General features: G+C 68.6%; 35 protein-coding genes. 34 read left to right on the top strand and 1 reads right to left on the bottom strand.

Annotated elements, in window-relative coordinates:
* From ACZ6TB_RS47575 to ACZ6TB_RS47545, 7 genes are all read left to right on the top strand, one after another.
* The coding region (locus tag ACZ6TB_RS47575; RefSeq protein ID WP_465568116.1) for a hypothetical protein at positions 1-249 on the top strand (249 nt) is incomplete at its 5' end.
* Positions 246-545 (top strand): hypothetical protein, encoded by a 300-nt coding sequence (locus ACZ6TB_RS47570; RefSeq protein WP_465568113.1) that lies wholly within the window; start codon positions 246-248, stop codon positions 543-545. The genes ACZ6TB_RS47575 and ACZ6TB_RS47570, both read left to right, overlap by 4 nt.
* The gene (locus tag ACZ6TB_RS47565) at positions 542-772 is read left to right on the top strand and encodes a hypothetical protein (RefSeq protein ID WP_465568111.1); all 231 of its coding nucleotides are present in this window, start codon (positions 542-544) and stop codon (positions 770-772) included. Before ACZ6TB_RS47570 ends, ACZ6TB_RS47565 begins: the two co-directional genes overlap by 4 nt.
* Before the next feature lie 16 nt (positions 773-788).
* Positions 789-1,067: a hypothetical protein gene (locus ACZ6TB_RS47560; protein WP_465568108.1), complete on the top strand. Its 279-nt coding sequence runs from the start codon at positions 789-791 to the stop codon at positions 1,065-1,067.
* A 35-nt stretch (positions 1,068-1,102) separates the two neighbouring features.
* Complete coding sequence (locus ACZ6TB_RS47555) at positions 1,103-1,288, top strand: hypothetical protein (protein ID WP_465568105.1); 186 nt, start codon at positions 1,103-1,105, stop codon at positions 1,286-1,288.
* Positions 1,288-1,893 (top strand): hypothetical protein, encoded by a 606-nt coding sequence (locus ACZ6TB_RS47550; RefSeq protein ID WP_465568102.1) that lies wholly within the window; start codon positions 1,288-1,290, stop codon positions 1,891-1,893. The genes ACZ6TB_RS47555 and ACZ6TB_RS47550 overlap by 1 nt, the downstream gene beginning before the upstream one ends.
* Complete coding sequence (locus ACZ6TB_RS47545) at positions 1,890-2,066, top strand: hypothetical protein (RefSeq protein ID WP_465568099.1); 177 nt, start codon at positions 1,890-1,892, stop codon at positions 2,064-2,066. The genes ACZ6TB_RS47550 and ACZ6TB_RS47545 overlap by 4 nt, the downstream gene beginning before the upstream one ends.
* Before the next feature lie 5 nt (positions 2,067-2,071).
* Here the strand turns inward: ACZ6TB_RS47545 and ACZ6TB_RS47540 are convergent, their stop codons facing one another.
* Positions 2,072-2,317 carry a hypothetical protein gene (locus tag ACZ6TB_RS47540; RefSeq protein ID WP_465568096.1) on the bottom strand — a complete coding sequence of 82 codons (246 nt, stop codon included), beginning with the start codon at positions 2,315-2,317 and terminating at the stop codon, positions 2,072-2,074.
* A gap of 104 nt (positions 2,318-2,421) precedes the next feature.
* On the opposite strand from ACZ6TB_RS47540, the gene ACZ6TB_RS47535 reads away from it, so the two are divergent.
* From ACZ6TB_RS47535 to ACZ6TB_RS47405, 27 genes are all read left to right on the top strand, one after another.
* A complete protein-coding gene (locus tag ACZ6TB_RS47535; RefSeq protein WP_465568094.1) occupies positions 2,422-3,255 on the top strand; it encodes a phage antirepressor N-terminal domain-containing protein in 834 nt (277 codons plus the stop codon).
* Entirely contained in the window at positions 3,252-3,500 is a 249-nt protein-coding gene (locus ACZ6TB_RS47530; protein ID WP_465568091.1) for a hypothetical protein, read from the top strand. Before ACZ6TB_RS47535 ends, ACZ6TB_RS47530 begins: the two co-directional genes overlap by 4 nt.
* On the top strand, positions 3,497-3,739 hold the full coding sequence (locus ACZ6TB_RS47525; RefSeq protein ID WP_465568088.1) for a hypothetical protein: 243 nt from the start codon (positions 3,497-3,499) through the stop codon (positions 3,737-3,739). The genes ACZ6TB_RS47530 and ACZ6TB_RS47525 overlap by 4 nt, the downstream gene beginning before the upstream one ends.
* A complete protein-coding gene (locus ACZ6TB_RS47520) occupies positions 3,739-4,602 on the top strand; it encodes a hypothetical protein (protein WP_465568085.1) in 864 nt (287 codons plus the stop codon). Before ACZ6TB_RS47525 ends, ACZ6TB_RS47520 begins: the two co-directional genes overlap by 1 nt.
* Before the next feature lies 1 nt (position 4,603).
* On the top strand, positions 4,604-5,695 hold the full coding sequence (locus ACZ6TB_RS47515; protein WP_465568082.1) for a recombination directionality factor: 1,092 nt from the start codon (positions 4,604-4,606) through the stop codon (positions 5,693-5,695).
* Positions 5,692-6,516, top strand: a complete 825-nt coding sequence (locus ACZ6TB_RS47510) for a 3'-5' exonuclease family protein (protein ID WP_465568080.1) — start codon at positions 5,692-5,694, stop codon at positions 6,514-6,516. The genes ACZ6TB_RS47515 and ACZ6TB_RS47510 overlap by 4 nt, the downstream gene beginning before the upstream one ends.
* Positions 6,513-6,860, top strand: coding sequence for a hypothetical protein (locus ACZ6TB_RS47505; RefSeq protein WP_465568078.1), 348 nt, complete (start codon positions 6,513-6,515; stop codon positions 6,858-6,860). The genes ACZ6TB_RS47510 and ACZ6TB_RS47505 overlap by 4 nt, the downstream gene beginning before the upstream one ends.
* Positions 6,860-7,351, top strand: coding sequence for a hypothetical protein (locus ACZ6TB_RS47500; RefSeq protein WP_465568076.1), 492 nt, complete (start codon positions 6,860-6,862; stop codon positions 7,349-7,351). Before ACZ6TB_RS47505 ends, ACZ6TB_RS47500 begins: the two co-directional genes overlap by 1 nt.
* Positions 7,352-7,380: 29 nt before the next feature.
* Positions 7,381-7,665, top strand: coding sequence for a hypothetical protein (locus ACZ6TB_RS47495; RefSeq protein ID WP_465568073.1), 285 nt, complete (start codon positions 7,381-7,383; stop codon positions 7,663-7,665).
* On the top strand, positions 7,662-7,886 hold the full coding sequence (locus tag ACZ6TB_RS47490; RefSeq protein ID WP_465568070.1) for a hypothetical protein: 225 nt from the start codon (positions 7,662-7,664) through the stop codon (positions 7,884-7,886). The genes ACZ6TB_RS47495 and ACZ6TB_RS47490 overlap by 4 nt, the downstream gene beginning before the upstream one ends.
* Complete coding sequence (locus tag ACZ6TB_RS47485) at positions 7,883-8,077, top strand: hypothetical protein (RefSeq protein WP_465568067.1); 195 nt, start codon at positions 7,883-7,885, stop codon at positions 8,075-8,077. Before ACZ6TB_RS47490 ends, ACZ6TB_RS47485 begins: the two co-directional genes overlap by 4 nt.
* Positions 8,074-8,343 carry a hypothetical protein gene (locus tag ACZ6TB_RS47480; RefSeq protein ID WP_465568064.1) on the top strand — a complete coding sequence of 90 codons (270 nt, stop codon included), beginning with the start codon at positions 8,074-8,076 and terminating at the stop codon, positions 8,341-8,343. The genes ACZ6TB_RS47485 and ACZ6TB_RS47480 overlap by 4 nt, the downstream gene beginning before the upstream one ends.
* On the top strand, positions 8,340-8,555 hold the full coding sequence (locus ACZ6TB_RS47475; protein WP_465568062.1) for a hypothetical protein: 216 nt from the start codon (positions 8,340-8,342) through the stop codon (positions 8,553-8,555). Before ACZ6TB_RS47480 ends, ACZ6TB_RS47475 begins: the two co-directional genes overlap by 4 nt.
* On the top strand, positions 8,552-8,695 hold the full coding sequence (locus tag ACZ6TB_RS47470; RefSeq protein ID WP_465568059.1) for a hypothetical protein: 144 nt from the start codon (positions 8,552-8,554) through the stop codon (positions 8,693-8,695). Before ACZ6TB_RS47475 ends, ACZ6TB_RS47470 begins: the two co-directional genes overlap by 4 nt.
* The gene (locus ACZ6TB_RS47465) at positions 8,695-9,117 is read left to right on the top strand and encodes a hypothetical protein (RefSeq protein WP_465568057.1); all 423 of its coding nucleotides are present in this window, start codon (positions 8,695-8,697) and stop codon (positions 9,115-9,117) included. The genes ACZ6TB_RS47470 and ACZ6TB_RS47465 overlap by 1 nt, the downstream gene beginning before the upstream one ends.
* Before the next feature lie 5 nt (positions 9,118-9,122).
* The gene (locus ACZ6TB_RS47460; protein WP_465568055.1) at positions 9,123-9,545 is read left to right on the top strand and encodes a RusA family crossover junction endodeoxyribonuclease; all 423 of its coding nucleotides are present in this window, start codon (positions 9,123-9,125) and stop codon (positions 9,543-9,545) included.
* Positions 9,542-9,721: a hypothetical protein gene (locus ACZ6TB_RS47455; protein ID WP_465568052.1), complete on the top strand. Its 180-nt coding sequence runs from the start codon at positions 9,542-9,544 to the stop codon at positions 9,719-9,721. The genes ACZ6TB_RS47460 and ACZ6TB_RS47455 overlap by 4 nt, the downstream gene beginning before the upstream one ends.
* Positions 9,718-10,020 carry a hypothetical protein gene (locus ACZ6TB_RS47450; protein ID WP_465568050.1) on the top strand — a complete coding sequence of 101 codons (303 nt, stop codon included), beginning with the start codon at positions 9,718-9,720 and terminating at the stop codon, positions 10,018-10,020. Before ACZ6TB_RS47455 ends, ACZ6TB_RS47450 begins: the two co-directional genes overlap by 4 nt.
* Positions 10,017-10,856, top strand: coding sequence for a hypothetical protein (locus ACZ6TB_RS47445; RefSeq protein ID WP_465568047.1), 840 nt, complete (start codon positions 10,017-10,019; stop codon positions 10,854-10,856). Before ACZ6TB_RS47450 ends, ACZ6TB_RS47445 begins: the two co-directional genes overlap by 4 nt.
* Before the next feature lie 8 nt (positions 10,857-10,864).
* Entirely contained in the window at positions 10,865-11,098 is a 234-nt protein-coding gene (locus ACZ6TB_RS47440) for a hypothetical protein (RefSeq protein ID WP_465568044.1), read from the top strand.
* 5 nt (positions 11,099-11,103) lie between these two features.
* Positions 11,104-11,979: a hypothetical protein gene (locus ACZ6TB_RS47435; RefSeq protein ID WP_465568042.1), complete on the top strand. Its 876-nt coding sequence runs from the start codon at positions 11,104-11,106 to the stop codon at positions 11,977-11,979.
* Positions 11,980-12,130: 151 nt separating this feature from the next.
* Positions 12,131-12,331: a hypothetical protein gene (locus tag ACZ6TB_RS47430; protein ID WP_465568040.1), complete on the top strand. Its 201-nt coding sequence runs from the start codon at positions 12,131-12,133 to the stop codon at positions 12,329-12,331.
* A complete protein-coding gene (locus ACZ6TB_RS47425) occupies positions 12,328-12,657 on the top strand; it encodes a hypothetical protein (RefSeq protein WP_465568037.1) in 330 nt (109 codons plus the stop codon). The genes ACZ6TB_RS47430 and ACZ6TB_RS47425 overlap by 4 nt, the downstream gene beginning before the upstream one ends.
* The gene (locus ACZ6TB_RS47420) at positions 12,654-12,860 is read left to right on the top strand and encodes a hypothetical protein (RefSeq protein WP_465568034.1); all 207 of its coding nucleotides are present in this window, start codon (positions 12,654-12,656) and stop codon (positions 12,858-12,860) included. Before ACZ6TB_RS47425 ends, ACZ6TB_RS47420 begins: the two co-directional genes overlap by 4 nt.
* Positions 12,860-13,045, top strand: coding sequence for a hypothetical protein (locus ACZ6TB_RS47415; RefSeq protein WP_465568031.1), 186 nt, complete (start codon positions 12,860-12,862; stop codon positions 13,043-13,045). The genes ACZ6TB_RS47420 and ACZ6TB_RS47415 overlap by 1 nt, the downstream gene beginning before the upstream one ends.
* A complete protein-coding gene (locus ACZ6TB_RS47410) occupies positions 13,038-13,250 on the top strand; it encodes a hypothetical protein (RefSeq protein WP_465568028.1) in 213 nt (70 codons plus the stop codon). Before ACZ6TB_RS47415 ends, ACZ6TB_RS47410 begins: the two co-directional genes overlap by 8 nt.
* Positions 13,243-13,461, top strand: coding sequence for a response regulator transcription factor (locus tag ACZ6TB_RS47405; RefSeq protein WP_465568025.1), 219 nt, complete (start codon positions 13,243-13,245; stop codon positions 13,459-13,461). The genes ACZ6TB_RS47410 and ACZ6TB_RS47405 overlap by 8 nt, the downstream gene beginning before the upstream one ends.
* Positions 13,462-13,468: the final 7 nt, after the last annotated feature.

Raw genomic sequence — 13,468 nt, 5'->3', positions numbered from 1 at the left:
CCGATGCCGGTGGAGGAACCGGCGGAGGCCATGTCCGCGTCGCCGGCCCGGGTGGACTTGCCGGGTGAGAAGACCGCGCAGATCAAGCCGCCGGCGCCGCCGATGCTGGGGATGCCGCTCCCCGCCCGGGCTGCGGGTGCTGCCCTGGCGGCGGAGAAGGAGCCGGAAACGCGGGTGCTGAGGGGCCCGGCCCGGCTGCTCGCCGGTCTGCTGCACGCTGTTCCGCGCGGCCGGCGGGCCACCCGATGAACGTTCCGTGGGATGCAATCTCGGTGGCCGGGATGGCGATGGCGATGGCCGGCTATCCGGTGTGGGACTTCGCGCAGCGTTTCGTGGCCAGGCGGAAGGCGCGGCAGGAGGCGCGGCTCGAGGCGCAGCGGATCGACGCCGAATGTGAGCGGGAGGCCGCCGAGATTCTGGCTGGCTGCGACCTGGATTTGGCGGTCGTGCAGCTGTACCAGCATTACGGCTGCTACTACGGCGGCCCGCACGCGGACGATCTGATGCTGCTGGCCGACGAGGTGTTCGGGGAGACCGACCAGTGACGGGCCCGTTCAACGCCCCGTATGAGCGGCGTTTCCAGGATCCCAAGTCGTGGCCGTCCAACCGCCCGTTCGGCCATTACGCGGCGGAGCAGACCCGGCGTCGGGTGAACGAACTGTCGTGGGAGATGGCCGGCGAGCAGGTGGCGGAGGAAATCGAGCAGGTGCTGGCGGGCGAGGCGCCGATGCCGCCCAAGCACCGGCGGATGCGGAGGGACCCCGGTGAGTAGTTCGCAGACGCAGCCGATGACGGCCGAGCAGGTGCATGCCCGTCTTCAGTCGCTGGCCGCTCGGGTGGGTACGTGGGTGCACGACTTCCGTGGCGACGACTTCGAGCCGATCCGGTCGCGGTTTCTGGCAGTGGTGGGCGAGCTCGACAATCTGGCGGCCGCGGTGAAGCCGCCGCCGGAGGTTCGTGTGGAGCCGCGTGTGGAGGTTCGGCAGCGGACTGACGCGGGCGCGGATACGAGGGCGTGGCAGGTGGGTGCGGTGCCGTCGATGCGCCGCAACCGGGGCCCGCGGTGATCAGGGAGCAGTTGGCGGCGGCGGGTGCGGTCCTCGTGGAGGGTCCGCTCCTGCTGCTGCTCGCCCTGTTCGTGGCGGCGGTGGCTGGCGGGTTCCTGTACGGCTGCGGCCTTCGTCGTGGGCGTCGGGAACAGGCTGTCTGGAACGTCGCGCAGGGCATCCGGTGGGCTCTGCGGCGGCAGGACCTCAGCGTTCCGGGGCAGCGGCGGGGTGAGCCCTGATGCCGGTTGCGCTGCTGCCACCCATCACCTCCTCGGCCCCCACGACCTGGGGTGCCCCGCAGAAGCGGACCGCGCTGACCGCAGCGTCTCGGTACGCGCGGACCTCCGGCCAAACGCGCTGGCATCGCATCCGCTCCGGCTACCAGCTGGCCGACGGGACCCGCACGTTCAACCTGTGGTGCAACGGGTTCGTCACCGACCGGCCCGGCGCGAAGGCGGGGGTGCCGCTGCTGCGTGACGACCTCCCGGACGGGGATGAGGCGTGCGGGGTGTGCGTCGGTAAGGCGCTCGGCGCCGGCCAGGACGCGACCCCAGCAGGGATGCCTGCGTTGCGGTTCGACCCTCGCTGGGTCAGCCCGCCGTCGGTGTGTCCCGGGTCCGGTGATTCGGGACTGTGGGTGCCGGTGCCGGACAGTCGAAGCATCGTGCGTTGTCTGGCGTGCAGGCTGCTGCTGACGGGCCGGGCGTCGGGCGGGCCGTATAACCCGCGGTGGGGTGCGGTCCGGCATGCGCCCGGTGATGGGCTGGTGGAGCCGTGCCCGTTCCACGCCTGGAACCACCTGCGCCTGGCTGATGGGCAAGTCCGTTGTGGGTGCGCATCGTGACCAGGTGGCGGTATGTGCTGGGCGGCGTGGTGAAGCACGAGCTGCGACCGGACTCGAAGGTGCTGCCTCAGTGCAACCTGTGGGTTTGGTCCGCTGAGGCGTGGCTGGATGACGCGGGCGAGTTGGAGCGGCGGCCGGCGCGCGGGAACTGCGTGCGGATGGCCGGGCGATGAGTCAGCTACTTCTTCGCCAGGGCCGCCTTGGCTTGCGCGAACCATTCAGCGGAGACGACGTAGGACCGTACGTCGTCTCCGACGCCGATCGCGACCGGGTCAGCTCCGACATCGAACGGGACGAGGGCAGCGCGGGGTTCTTTGCGTTTGTCGTGCATGACGACGGTGACCTGCTTGTGCCAGTTCGCGGATTCGACCCGCTCGCTGAGTTGCTTTCGGAACTCGCCGATCCCCAACACCTTGGCCTCCATGCTCAAAAGGTAACTGGATAACATCTTGTACATCGTGTAGCGTACATCTTGTACACGATGCTAGGAACTGAAGCGAGGCGATTCGTTTGACCCTCCCCACCAGCGTGCACGTCGCCGAGGTCGTGAAGATCCCGTTTCACGGCGGCGAGATCCTGGCAGTAGACATCGACGGCCGGCCGAACATCATCCTCAAGCCCGTCTTCGAGACGATCGGCCTGAACGCCGACTCAGCCATCCGCAAGATTCGCCAGCAGAGTTGGTCGCGCACTGCCGTAACAGCAGTGCGTGGGACAGACGGCCGACCCCGCGACATGGCGACCGCCGACATGCGGACCTTCCTGATGGCACTCGCCACGATCCCCGTCACCCGAGTCGCCGAATCCGCCCGAGAAACCCTCGCCGCCTACCAGAACGAAGTGGCGGACGTTGTCGAGGAGTACTGGACCAAGGGCGGCGCGGTGAACCCCCGAGCGTCAGTCGAGCAACTCGACGACCTCGCCGAGCAGATCGAAGAGCGCAAGGCTGACCTTCGCGCCCGGGCTGCCCGCCGCGACCTGAGCGTCATCGACGCCATGGGCGGGAACGTCGGCTCCACCTACAAAGAGAAGCTGGTCCTCCACACCTGGGCGGTCTACAAGGGGGAAAAGCCGGAGATTGCCGCCGATGACCGCCTGCTCATGGTCCAGCCCTACCTGGTCGAGCGCGGCGTAAGTAAAGCCGACATCGCCTCGATCGGTTCCGTATTCGGCAAGCGCGTCAAGGCCGCCTACGTCGGCGAGTACAACCGCGAACCCGAGGAAGTGCCGGCACTTCTGAACGGGCGTGAACGCCCGGTGAAGGGCTACTACGAGCGGGACCGATTCCTGTTCGATGCTGTCTTCGACGAGCACTACTCCCACCTCGCAGGCCCGTTGCAGCTTGAGTTGGGTGCCGCATGAGCCGGCACGAGTTCACCGTCGGCCAAGTCGAGATCGTTGTCGGCTGGGATCCACCGCTGTGCACCTACTTCGCGCAAGCCCGGGACCGCTCCGTCGACGAGGACGACCCGGCCGCTGAACTGCTGTGGGTCGGCACCGGCTACCGGGAGCTGACCGACGTGGACGAGGTCAATGCCGCGATCGGGCCGTGGCTCCGACTTCCCGACGACGTTGCGCGCGCCCTGTACTCGGAGGCACACGCGTGACCGCCTCCCTGGATCTGCTGGCCCGCCTCGACGCCGGCGACACCCTCTCCCCCGCCGACGTCGCCGCCCTGGACATGCACGACGCGGACCTGTCCGTCCGGCAGTACCGGCTCGAGCAGCGCCTGGACGCGTACGACGCCGCCCGGTGCGTGATCTGCGGCCGTGAGGGTCACGGGCCCGAGTGCTCGAGCTGCACCGCCGACCACGACCGCTACGTCTCTCGGACGGCGGACCTGTGATGACTGTGACCGCCGACCGGCACCCCGCCAACTCGGAAACGAACGGTGAAGGTTCCCGCTGGTACATCCACCCGATCACCGGGGAACGGTTCATATCCGTCACCACCGTGCTCGGGCGCATCGAAAAGTTCGGGCTTCCCACGTGGGCGGCGAACCTGTCCGCGAACGCCGCGTTCGACCGCCTCCCCTCCCTGGTTCGCGCTTCCCGGACGCCGGCCTGCAACGCCACGAAAACCGGCAGCGCGTGCGGGGTCTGCCGGAACTGCGTCACCTACTGGCTCGCCGACCGGCACAACCAAGCACGCGACGACGCCGCTGACCTGGGCGTGAAGCTTCACGACATCGCCGAGCAGGACGCACTGTTCGGTGAAGGTGCCCACGTCGACGACGATGTCCGGCCGTTCGTCGAGCAGTACCGACGCTGGCGTAACCGCTACAACCCGCAGTTCCTGGTCGCGGAGATGACCGTCATCTCCCGCAAGTGGGGTTACGCCGGCACCCTGGACGCCATCCTGCACTTCGAGGTCGAGTCGAAGCTGGACGCGCAGCTCGCCCACCTGACCGGTCTGCCGCTGTGTGTGGACTGGAAGACCTCCAAGTCGGTCGACATCTGCAAGGGCTGGCAGGTCGTCGCCTACGCCAACGCCGACACGGTGCTGCTGCCGGACGGCGCCGAGCAGCCGATGCCGGAGATCAAGGGCGGGCTGATCGTGCACATCCGCCCCGAGAAGGTCCAGATGCGTGAGGTCTACCTGACCGACACCAACTTCCAAAGCTTCATCCACATGCTCCGCGTCGTCGAGGGATTGAGCGCCGGCCTGAACACCGTGCTCTCCCGGCCCGTGACCTTGAAGGAGAGCTGACATGGCCGTCCTCAACTTGCAGATCAGCCAGACCGAAGTCGGGCGTATCCGCCTCGGCGTGCAGGTGCCCACCGGCAACGGCACCAAGACCCGGCCGGCGAAACTTGACCGGTTCCGGTTCACGTCCGCCCGCAAAACCCTGATCGAGAAGGTCGCCGACCTGTACGGCGGCACAGTCGAGCCGTGGCAGCCGCCGAAGGGCGCCCAGCAGTGGCAGGTCATCACCGACGTGACCGAGGTGCCGGTGGTGGTGCCGCCGCAGGATCCGGGCCAGTCGCAGTGGTACGAGATGTGGTCGAAGGGCGGCTGCCAGCGGCGCTGCAACGGCGAGCAGGAAATGCTGTCGAAGCAGGCATGCCTGTGTGACCCGGCCGACCGGGAGTGCAGCCTGCACACCCGCCTCAACGTCATGTTGGAGGACGTGCCCGGTGCGGGGGTGTGGCGGGTCGACACCGGCTCTTACTACGCGGCGACCGAATTGCCCGGCATCACGCAGCTGTTGGCGATGGCGCAGGGCGCGATCCCGGCGAAGCTGATCCTCGACCAGCGGACAGTGGTCCGTAACGGCAAGACCAACAACTTTGTGGTGCCGGTGCTGGACGTGGACGTGCTGACCCCGAAGGAGTTGATGTCGGGGAAGGTGCAGGAGCTGATGGCGGCTCGCGCGGCGGGGGCCATCGCCGGCCGGTTGCAGCAGGCCGCCCTGACCGCGGGGCAGGGTACCGACTTCGCGTCGCTGATTCAGGCGGCGAAGACGCGGGAGGCGCTGCTGGACCTGCACAAGCAGGCGCTGACCGAGTTCGGCGGAACGGTGCCGCAGGACCTCCTGGACAAGTTCACCGCCCGCGCGGAGGCGGTGAAGCCACCGGCCGGAGATACGGCGCCGCCGGTTCCGGTGCCGTCGACGTCCGATGACCCGGAGGGCGACCTGTGGGTGCAGATCCTCGACGAGTCGCCGTGGGACGACGCGGAGGAACTGGAGCGGCATTTCTGCACGCTGGTCGGCCATTCCTCCGATGAGGCGTCGGCCGCGGACATGGAGAAGTTTTTGGCCGCGATCCGCGAGGCGAAGAAGCAGGGGGCGGCGGCGTGACCGGCTGGTGGGAGCAGGGCTTCATGGTGCTGGACACGGAGACCACCTCGGCGAACCCGGAGGAGGCGCTGCTGGGGTCGATCTGCCGGGCGGTCATCAACCCTGCCGAACGGTCGAAGGATGTCCGGACATCGTACGTGGCGGTGGAGATGCCTGTGGGTGCGTCCGCTGTCAACGGCTTGACGACCGAGTTCCTGGCGGAGCACGGTAAGCCGCCGGCGGATGTGCTGGACGAGTACTGCGCGGACATCGCCGCGTCGCTCGCACTCGGCGCGCCAGTGGTCATCATGAACGCGCCGTACGACCTTACGGTCCTCGACCGGGATTGTCGGCGCAACGGCGTTCCGACAATCAGCGACCGTCTCCAGGGTGCCCCGCTCGCCCCGATCGTCGACCCGGGCGTCCTCGACAAGAAGGTGGAGAAGTTCCGCCGCCGGGTCTCCCCCACCCAGGGTGCCCGCTGCCTGAAAACCCTCGCCCAGGTCCACGGGATCGGCTGGGATGACGAGTTGGCGCACACCGCCGAGTACGACGCGTTGCAGGCGGGCCGGGTGGCGTGGGCGTTGATGCGCCGCTACCCGATGTTGGCTGGCCTGTCGGTGTCGGAGCTGCACGAGGCGCAGATCGGCTGGTATGCGGAGCAGTCGGAGTCGCTGGCGCAGTACTTCCGTCGGGAAGCCAACCAGAAGGAACACGAGGCCGGTCTCGCCCGTGACGACGCGGAACGTGACACCGTGCTGGCAGACGTTGTGTCCCTCCGACTCAAGGCTGACGGTGTTTCTCTCGACTGGCCGATGCGCTCGTTCGGCGGTGCCGCGTGAGCGACGTTCTCAACCCGGTCCAGATTGAGCAGGCCATCCGGTCCTGCTCGGACCGGATAGCGAAGGGCGTGAAGGTCTGCTCGGACGCCTACGAGGCGTTCCTGAAGGCTGATCACGAGTTTGATCAGGCGTTCGCGCAGGCCTATATGGCGCATGACGGCGCCGCCCACGAGAAGCGGTACGCGGCGGAGCTTGCGACGGTGCGGGAGCGCCGGGAGCGGGACAAGACCGACGTCGCCTACAAGTACGCCGACCGGCTGGCCCGGGCGCTCGAGAACGAGCTGCGCGCTTGGCAGTCGGTGAACGCCTCGGTCCGGGCGATGTATTCGGTGGCGGGCGTCTGATGAAGCGGTCGGAACTTCAGCGGTTCACGCCGCTGGTTGCCAGGACGCAGCTGCGCCGTACGGCCCTGCCGTCGAGTTCGGAGGCCCGGTCGGCGAAGCACGCGAACACTCCGAAGCGCCGCAACACCGGCCCGACCGCCAAGGTGCGCAACCTGGTGCATGCCCGTTCGGGTGGCTGGTGTGAGTGGCCGGGCTGCTGGCTGGTCGCCGCCGACTTGCACCACAGATTGAATCGGAAGGCCGGTGGGCGGGGCGGCGACATGTCGGTCCGCATCAACCAGGCGTCTTGGCTTCTTGCGGCTTGTCGCCCGCACCACGACGCCGTGACCTCGCCCGTCGGCACCGCCCGCGAACTTGCCCGCGGCATGGGCTGGCTGCTGCTTGAGGGCGAGGACGCCCGCACGGTTCCCGTTTCCACCCGCCATGGCCGCGTCGTGTTGGCCAATGACGGTACTCATTCCCCCGCTGCGCCTGAGGAGGCGACCCCGTGACACCTGCCCGCGAAGTTCCTCTGCCTGACATGCCGGACGTCCCCCCGCTGTGGGCGGTGCACGTGGAGGGCCCTGACGACATTGTTGCCGAGGCCAGCCGCGAGTCCGCCGAGCGCAACGCTGCCGCCCTGAACCAGTGGTACACGGACCGGCAGAAGCAACCCGACTACGACCCGGAGACGTTCCCGCGCGTGCACGCCGCGGTGATCGAGTGGCCGTACAGCCCGCAGGCGCACGCAGATGCGGTGCTGCGGCAGGCCGAGCCGGAAGTCATCACCGTCGAGCTCACGCCGGATTCCGAGGCGCCCCGATGACCACGTTCGCCGTTGACCGCCTGACCCGAGAGTTGGAGCGGGCCGCTCTCCACTCCATCGCAGCTCACCACTACTACCGGGACGAGGATCCGCACTCGGACGCCGCGGCGGAGCACGCCGACGAGCAACTAGCTCTGGCCGCCCGTGATCTGGTGCGGGCGGTTGAGGCGCTGCCGGAGGGTTCGCGGCCAGTCGGCTGGGACACGGCGGTGACCCGGTGAACCCGTGGGACGACCCGGCCCGATACGACGCCTGGATCAACGACCTGTTGAAGAACACGCCCGCGTCGGGGGACGCCGACGCGAGCGCCGAATCCATCGTCGGCGACTACCTGCATGAGCTGGAGGAGCGAGTGGTTGCGCTTGGCGGCTCGCTCGAGAAGTACCCGGAGGACGAGGTGGTGACCCGATGAGCGGCCGCTACATGATGGCCACGACCGCCATCCACAAGCTCGGCGACATCTCCCGCGACCAGCCCGACCTGGCCTGGATTACCGGCGAGGACGGAGGCGACTGGATCGGCGTGTGGGTGGCGGGGTTCGGCTACACGCATGTGCGGTTCCCCAAGGCCAGCACCCGGGAACTGACTGACGAAGAGCGTGAGTTCTTCAACGGTCGCGAGCTCGAGTTGAACGGGCAGCCAGCGGGTCGTATCGACCTTGGCGAGGTGTCCCAGTGACGGCATCTCTCGCGGACCTGACCGAGTGGCGGGTGTCGTTCACGATGGCCGCCGGCACCGTCCGTCGCGTGTTCGTGTTCACCATTCCCGCCGCCAGCGAGTGGAAGGCGAAGTACGGGGCTGACCTGCTCGCCGACGCGGTCAACGAGTCGTCCGGGCATGTGTGGAAGCTGACCGACGGGCTGACCGTCGAGAAGGTGGTGGCTCCGTGAGCGACGTGTTCGAGGTGCACATCGACGATCGCGGACTTGCCTGGTCGGTGGCCGACGACGCCGAGGAGATCCTGCACGCGGTGCTAGACGCCGACCGGCCGGTCGAACTCGACGACGATCGCCGGGACGAGGTGGCGTGATGCGCACCGACGGCGAGATCCTCGCGGACGCGGCTGACGAGCGGCCGTTCAGCAACCACTCCGAGTACGAGTACTGGGCTGACGGCGGCCGGGGCTGCTACGACTGCGCGAACGACGACGACGCGGCCGGGAAATACTGCCCGATCCTCGGTGTCGCTCTGCTCGGTTCATGGCCGAAGGAGTGGACCCGTCGTGAGCACAAGTGGCAGCACGGCGATGCGTCGGGCTCGTACGAGGTCGTCGACGAATGCACAGAGTTCGATAGACGACCGGACGACGGCCCGGACGACGACGGGCCGCAGCCTGGCCCGACCTCCGGGCCGGTTGCGGAGATCGACGGGCAGATCGACATGTTCGGGGTGTTCGCCGAGCGGATCGCCGACGAGGCGTCACAGCCGGTTCAACAGGCGGCGACCCGGTGACCATCATGACCGAGACCCACATCCGGATCACCGTCGAAGGTGACCCAAAGCCCAAGGGCAGCCTCAAGCACGTCGGCCGCGGCCGACTCGTTGAGCAGGTGAAAGGCTCCAGCACTTGGCGGGCCCGGGTCGCGTGGGCGGCACGGGAGCAGTACCGCGGTGAGCCGTTGACCACGCCGACGGTCGTTGACTTCGAGGTGCGGGTGACCCCACCGAAGTCGGCGCCGAAACGGCGGGTCACCCTGCCGGTCACCCGCTCGTCCGGTGACCTGGACAAGCATGCCCGGAACCTGCTCGACGCGCTCGTCGACGGTGGCGTGTTGAAGGACGACTCCCAGGTCGTGGAGATCCACGCGCGGAAGCGTCACTGCGTCGCCGGCGAGGCCGCTGGCGCGGTCGTCGAGGTGTGGCCGGCGGTGGCACCGTGACCGCCCAGCTCATCCGCAAGCGCGCCGCCGAAGCTCCCGCTGATGTGCCGTCGAAGTGCGCCAGCGAGCAGGCGGCGGGCAGCCCCCCGCACCCGTGTCTCGTCCCGGGAAGCATGCTGCGCTGCGCGTTGTGCCCGGACTCGCCCACCTACTGGCGGCGGGAGGCGGCGGCATGACCATCGATCTTCGCAAACAGCCCGGCAGTGCAGAGCTCACGGCCACCCACGCTGGCCTGACGTTGAAGGTGATTTGGCCGGTCCACGACGACTCTCTGTTCGACCGGGAGTTGATGGCCGAAGCGCAGAAGCATTGGCCCGGTTTCGTCGAGAAGCACAACGTGCGGCTGGTCGGCCCGCCGTTGATGCGGGTCGCCGACTGCAACGACGTCGAACGCGTGGCGTTCGGGACCGCCCGGGCCGTTGTGTGCGTCGCACCGGTCGCGGTGCGCCCACCGCAGATCGGAGACACCGAATGATCACCGCGGCGAAAGGTGGACGGCGCGGCACCGACCTGGGGCGCCTCGACCCGGCATGCCCCGCCACCCGACACGGCACCGCTTCGGCGTACACGAAGGCCCGCTGCCGCTGCCCGCACGCGCGGGAGGCGAAACGGCTGTACCAGAAGCGGCACAAGGCCGGCCGGTTGACCCCGGCGATGCTGGACGCCGCCGGGACGCGCCGCCGGGTGCAAGGTTTGTGGCGGCTCGGCCACACCTCCGAAGCGATCATCGAGGCCGCTGGGGGCCGGATCGACCGGCGGCTGGTGGTCCGGTTCTGCCGACAGCGGTTTGTGACACCCGAGTATGCAGCGGCGATCGTCTCCGCCTACCAGGTGCTGATCAACCGGCCGGGCAGCTCGCGGCGGACGCGTCTGCGGGCTGAAGCCGCCGGCTATCCGCTGCCCGTCCAGTGGGGTGCCGACATTGACGACCCCGATGCGGTACCGGATCCGCTGGAGACGGAAACCGATGACGGACTGGTCGACGAGGTGGGCGTGGAACGTGCCCTTGCCGGGGAGCGGATCGACCTCAACGACGCCGAACTGCTGGCCGCGTTGCAGGCGGGAACGGCCCGCGGGGCGGCGTTGTCGGCGCTGTCGGCTCGGCTCGGCATGAACCACATGGCGGCGAAGCGGCTCCTTAACGGGGAACTCACGGAAGCGGAGCGGCTCCGCCGGGCCGTCGTTGCCGCGCTGGCCGAGAACGCGGACCGCACCAATGCGGCGATCGGCGCCGAGGTCGGCGTGAGTAAGGAAACCGTCCGCCGTGCCCGGCTGAAGCTGGCTCAGTCGTTGCATCAGATCGCGTCTTAGGAGCCCCGATGGTTGCTGTTCTTGTACTCGCTGTCGCTGCGGTCGGCGTCGTCATCGGCCTGATCTTCGGGTTCGGTGTCGGCGCCCGCCGCACCAAAGACGCGCTCAAACTGGCCCGCTACCGCGACGCGGTGGCGCTGGCCGATGACCTCATCAAAACCCCCGACGCGCTCGACCTGCGCGACCGGTCCTCAAAGATCGTCGCCGCGCATCGTGCGGCCTTCCCCGGACAGGAGTCCTGACCCGCGTGTTCATCATCGGCATCATCTTCGGGCTGATCGCCCTCATCGGCCTCGCCGTCCTGGTGCTCGGCTCCCGCAGCGAATCCCGCGGCACCGGCGCACTCTTGCTGGTCGGCGGCGGGCTCCTCTCCGTCATCTTCGTGGTGATCGCCTGCATGTCGACCGTGCCGACCCGCAACGTCGGCATCGTCACCGCCTGGGGTAAGCCCACCGGGCGCACCACCGGCGCCGGCCTGCAGTGGACCGCGCCGTGGCAGGACGTCGACGACTGGGACGCCTCCGGGCAGACGTACGCGCATCTCGGCGACCGCTGCGTGTGGGTGACCGTGAAGGGCCCCCGGTCGATGTGTGTGCCGGTGCAGGTGGAGTGGGCGACGTCGCCGGCGAACGCGCCGGAGAACTGGGCGGCGTTCAAGGAGACCGACGGCAGGTCCCGGTTCGAGACGTGGGAGGCACGGCGGATCGACCCGCAGATGACCGCCGCGCTGATTTCCACGTTCGCCGACTTCGACCCGTTCGCGAGTGTGGACGCGAAGACCGGTGAGGTGTCGGTGCCGGATTTGAACAAAACCTACAAGAAGCCGCTCGGCGACACGCTGACCGGGCTGCTGGGTGCGGACATCGCCGTGCATTCGATTGCGTTCGGCACGCCGGTGTACGACAAGCCGACCACGGATGCGCTGGCCGCGTACGGGCAGAAGGTGCTCGACGGCCGGAACTTGGACGTGGACCGGACGAACGCGGCGAAGCGCAAAGCGGTCACGGACATCGACGCGCAGGCCGACCCGGTGGCCCGGTGCCTGTCGATTGCGGAGAAGGGCGGCAAGGAGCCGGGCCTGTGCATGGGGACCGCGGCGACGGTCACCCGCCCCATCTCGTGATCAAAGTGTGGTTGCGGTTTGTCGACTGGCTGGACCGCCGCCATGTGACGTTCTTCCTCGCCGCGATGGTGCTGGTCGCGGTGACCACCCTGTACGGCTGCTGACCCGGGCGCGGTTCCCCTCGCCGCGCCCAACCCTGGAGGGAAATCTCATGCCCCACACCAACACGATGATCGAACAGAGCTTGATGGTGTCGACCGCCGACGAGGCTACGGCAGCGCGGGTGGCGGAAACGCTGGCCCGGGTCGCGCTTGGCCTGTCGTGGGAAGACGGCGTGAACGTGACGATCGGCTACGACCGGTACGAGATGGTCTGCCACGGCGACCCGGTGGCCGGCGAGGTGGAGCCGTGACGCTCGGCCCGAACGAGCTCGAGCCCTGCCCGTCCGACGCGAGGCGGCGCAGTCACCGCGCCCATGGCTTGATCTGCCCGATCTGTGAGCCAGGCGAGGAATGGCCGGCCCGCTGCCCGCTGTGTCTGGACACGGTGACCGCGGTCGGGTTGACGATCCGCCCGCATCAGGCGGTGGAGCGGGGCCGGTGGGAGCGGACGTTCGACTGCCCGGGGGCCGGGATGACTGTGGATCCGCCGGTGCTCGAGGAGCGTCGGCTCACCCCGGCGCCGCGTGATCCGTGGCGTGAGCGTGCGTTCGCTGTCCTCGTCGGCGGTGTGTCGTGACCTTGCCTGAGGGTTTCGAGTGGGGTTTCCCGGCCGGTGAGCAGGTCGACTGGCATGTGCGCCGCACCGGCGCCGCCCAGACGGTGTGCGGGCGGAAGGTGCAGCTGACGCGCGGCCAGGCCGGGTTCTTCCCGACCGTGCAGCCATCAAATCCGCAGCCCCGCTGCCAGGCCTGTATCGAAGCGTTGAACGGAGCCGTCTGATGCCTGATCTGACACCCAACGAGTGGCTGTTCGTCGGCGAGGGGATCGCCTGTTTGAACGCCGCCTACAAGGAGCTCGGGGACGCCGCGGACTGTTTCCGCGGGATCGTCCCTGCGGCGGTGCTGGAGACGATCGGCGAGGCGAAGAACGCGATCAACCGGGCGAAGGACGAGCTCAGTGCCTGACACGACCGGCGTCGAATGGGCGGTGCGTCTGCGTGGCGACCTCGGCCGGATGGGCTCGGAGGTGTTCATGGAGTGCAGCTGCGAAACCCTCGCCCGCACTCGGGTGAAGGTGTGGCGGCAGAACCGGCCCGACGTGCAAGCCGACCTGCTCCGCCGGCCCGTGTACACCAGCTACGGCGACTGGCAGGAGGCCAACGATGCTTGATGCGGCCCCGGACCGCCGGCGGCTCACTGCCAGGCAGCGACAGGTTCTCGCCCTGATCGCGGACGGGCTGTCCCGGCAGGAGATGGCGGCCGAACTCGGCCGGTCGGCATCGACGGTGAAGTCGCATGAGCAGCACGCCATCCACGCGCTGGGGGCGAGGAACGCGGCACATGCGGTCGCGTTGGCGTTTCGGGCTGGTGTGCTCACGTGAGCGCCGA

Source organism: Actinoplanes sp. NPDC051537 (assembly GCF_055586105.1).
Note: the sequence above shows the minus strand (reverse complement) of the source record. Positions and strands in the feature narration are given on the sequence as shown.

Coding starts and splice junctions, on each gene's coding strand:
- ACZ6TB_RS47570 (WP_465568113.1), top strand. CDS start 246: ATGAACGTTCCGTGGGATGCAATCTCGGTGGCCGGGATGGCGATGGCG.
- ACZ6TB_RS47560 (WP_465568108.1), top strand. CDS start 789: ATGACGGCCGAGCAGGTGCATGCCCGTCTTCAGTCGCTGGCCGCTCGG.
- ACZ6TB_RS47550 (WP_465568102.1), top strand. CDS start 1,288: ATGCCGGTTGCGCTGCTGCCACCCATCACCTCCTCGGCCCCCACGACC.
- ACZ6TB_RS47540 (WP_465568096.1), bottom strand. CDS start 2,317: ATGGAGGCCAAGGTGTTGGGGATCGGCGAGTTCCGAAAGCAACTCAGC.
- ACZ6TB_RS47530 (WP_465568091.1), top strand. CDS start 3,252: ATGAGCCGGCACGAGTTCACCGTCGGCCAAGTCGAGATCGTTGTCGGC.
- ACZ6TB_RS47520 (WP_465568085.1), top strand. CDS start 3,739: ATGACTGTGACCGCCGACCGGCACCCCGCCAACTCGGAAACGAACGGT.
- ACZ6TB_RS47515 (WP_465568082.1), top strand. CDS start 4,604: ATGGCCGTCCTCAACTTGCAGATCAGCCAGACCGAAGTCGGGCGTATC.
- ACZ6TB_RS47500 (WP_465568076.1), top strand. CDS start 6,860: ATGAAGCGGTCGGAACTTCAGCGGTTCACGCCGCTGGTTGCCAGGACG.
- ACZ6TB_RS47495 (WP_465568073.1), top strand. CDS start 7,381: ATGCCGGACGTCCCCCCGCTGTGGGCGGTGCACGTGGAGGGCCCTGAC.
- ACZ6TB_RS47490 (WP_465568070.1), top strand. CDS start 7,662: ATGACCACGTTCGCCGTTGACCGCCTGACCCGAGAGTTGGAGCGGGCC.
- ACZ6TB_RS47480 (WP_465568064.1), top strand. CDS start 8,074: ATGAGCGGCCGCTACATGATGGCCACGACCGCCATCCACAAGCTCGGC.
- ACZ6TB_RS47465 (WP_465568057.1), top strand. CDS start 8,695: ATGCGCACCGACGGCGAGATCCTCGCGGACGCGGCTGACGAGCGGCCG.
- ACZ6TB_RS47460 (WP_465568055.1), top strand. CDS start 9,123: ATGACCGAGACCCACATCCGGATCACCGTCGAAGGTGACCCAAAGCCC.
- ACZ6TB_RS47450 (WP_465568050.1), top strand. CDS start 9,718: ATGACCATCGATCTTCGCAAACAGCCCGGCAGTGCAGAGCTCACGGCC.
- ACZ6TB_RS47445 (WP_465568047.1), top strand. CDS start 10,017: ATGATCACCGCGGCGAAAGGTGGACGGCGCGGCACCGACCTGGGGCGC.
- ACZ6TB_RS47440 (WP_465568044.1), top strand. CDS start 10,865: ATGGTTGCTGTTCTTGTACTCGCTGTCGCTGCGGTCGGCGTCGTCATC.
- ACZ6TB_RS47430 (WP_465568040.1), top strand. CDS start 12,131: ATGCCCCACACCAACACGATGATCGAACAGAGCTTGATGGTGTCGACC.
- ACZ6TB_RS47415 (WP_465568031.1), top strand. CDS start 12,860: ATGCCTGATCTGACACCCAACGAGTGGCTGTTCGTCGGCGAGGGGATC.
- ACZ6TB_RS47405 (WP_465568025.1), top strand. CDS start 13,243: ATGCTTGATGCGGCCCCGGACCGCCGGCGGCTCACTGCCAGGCAGCGA.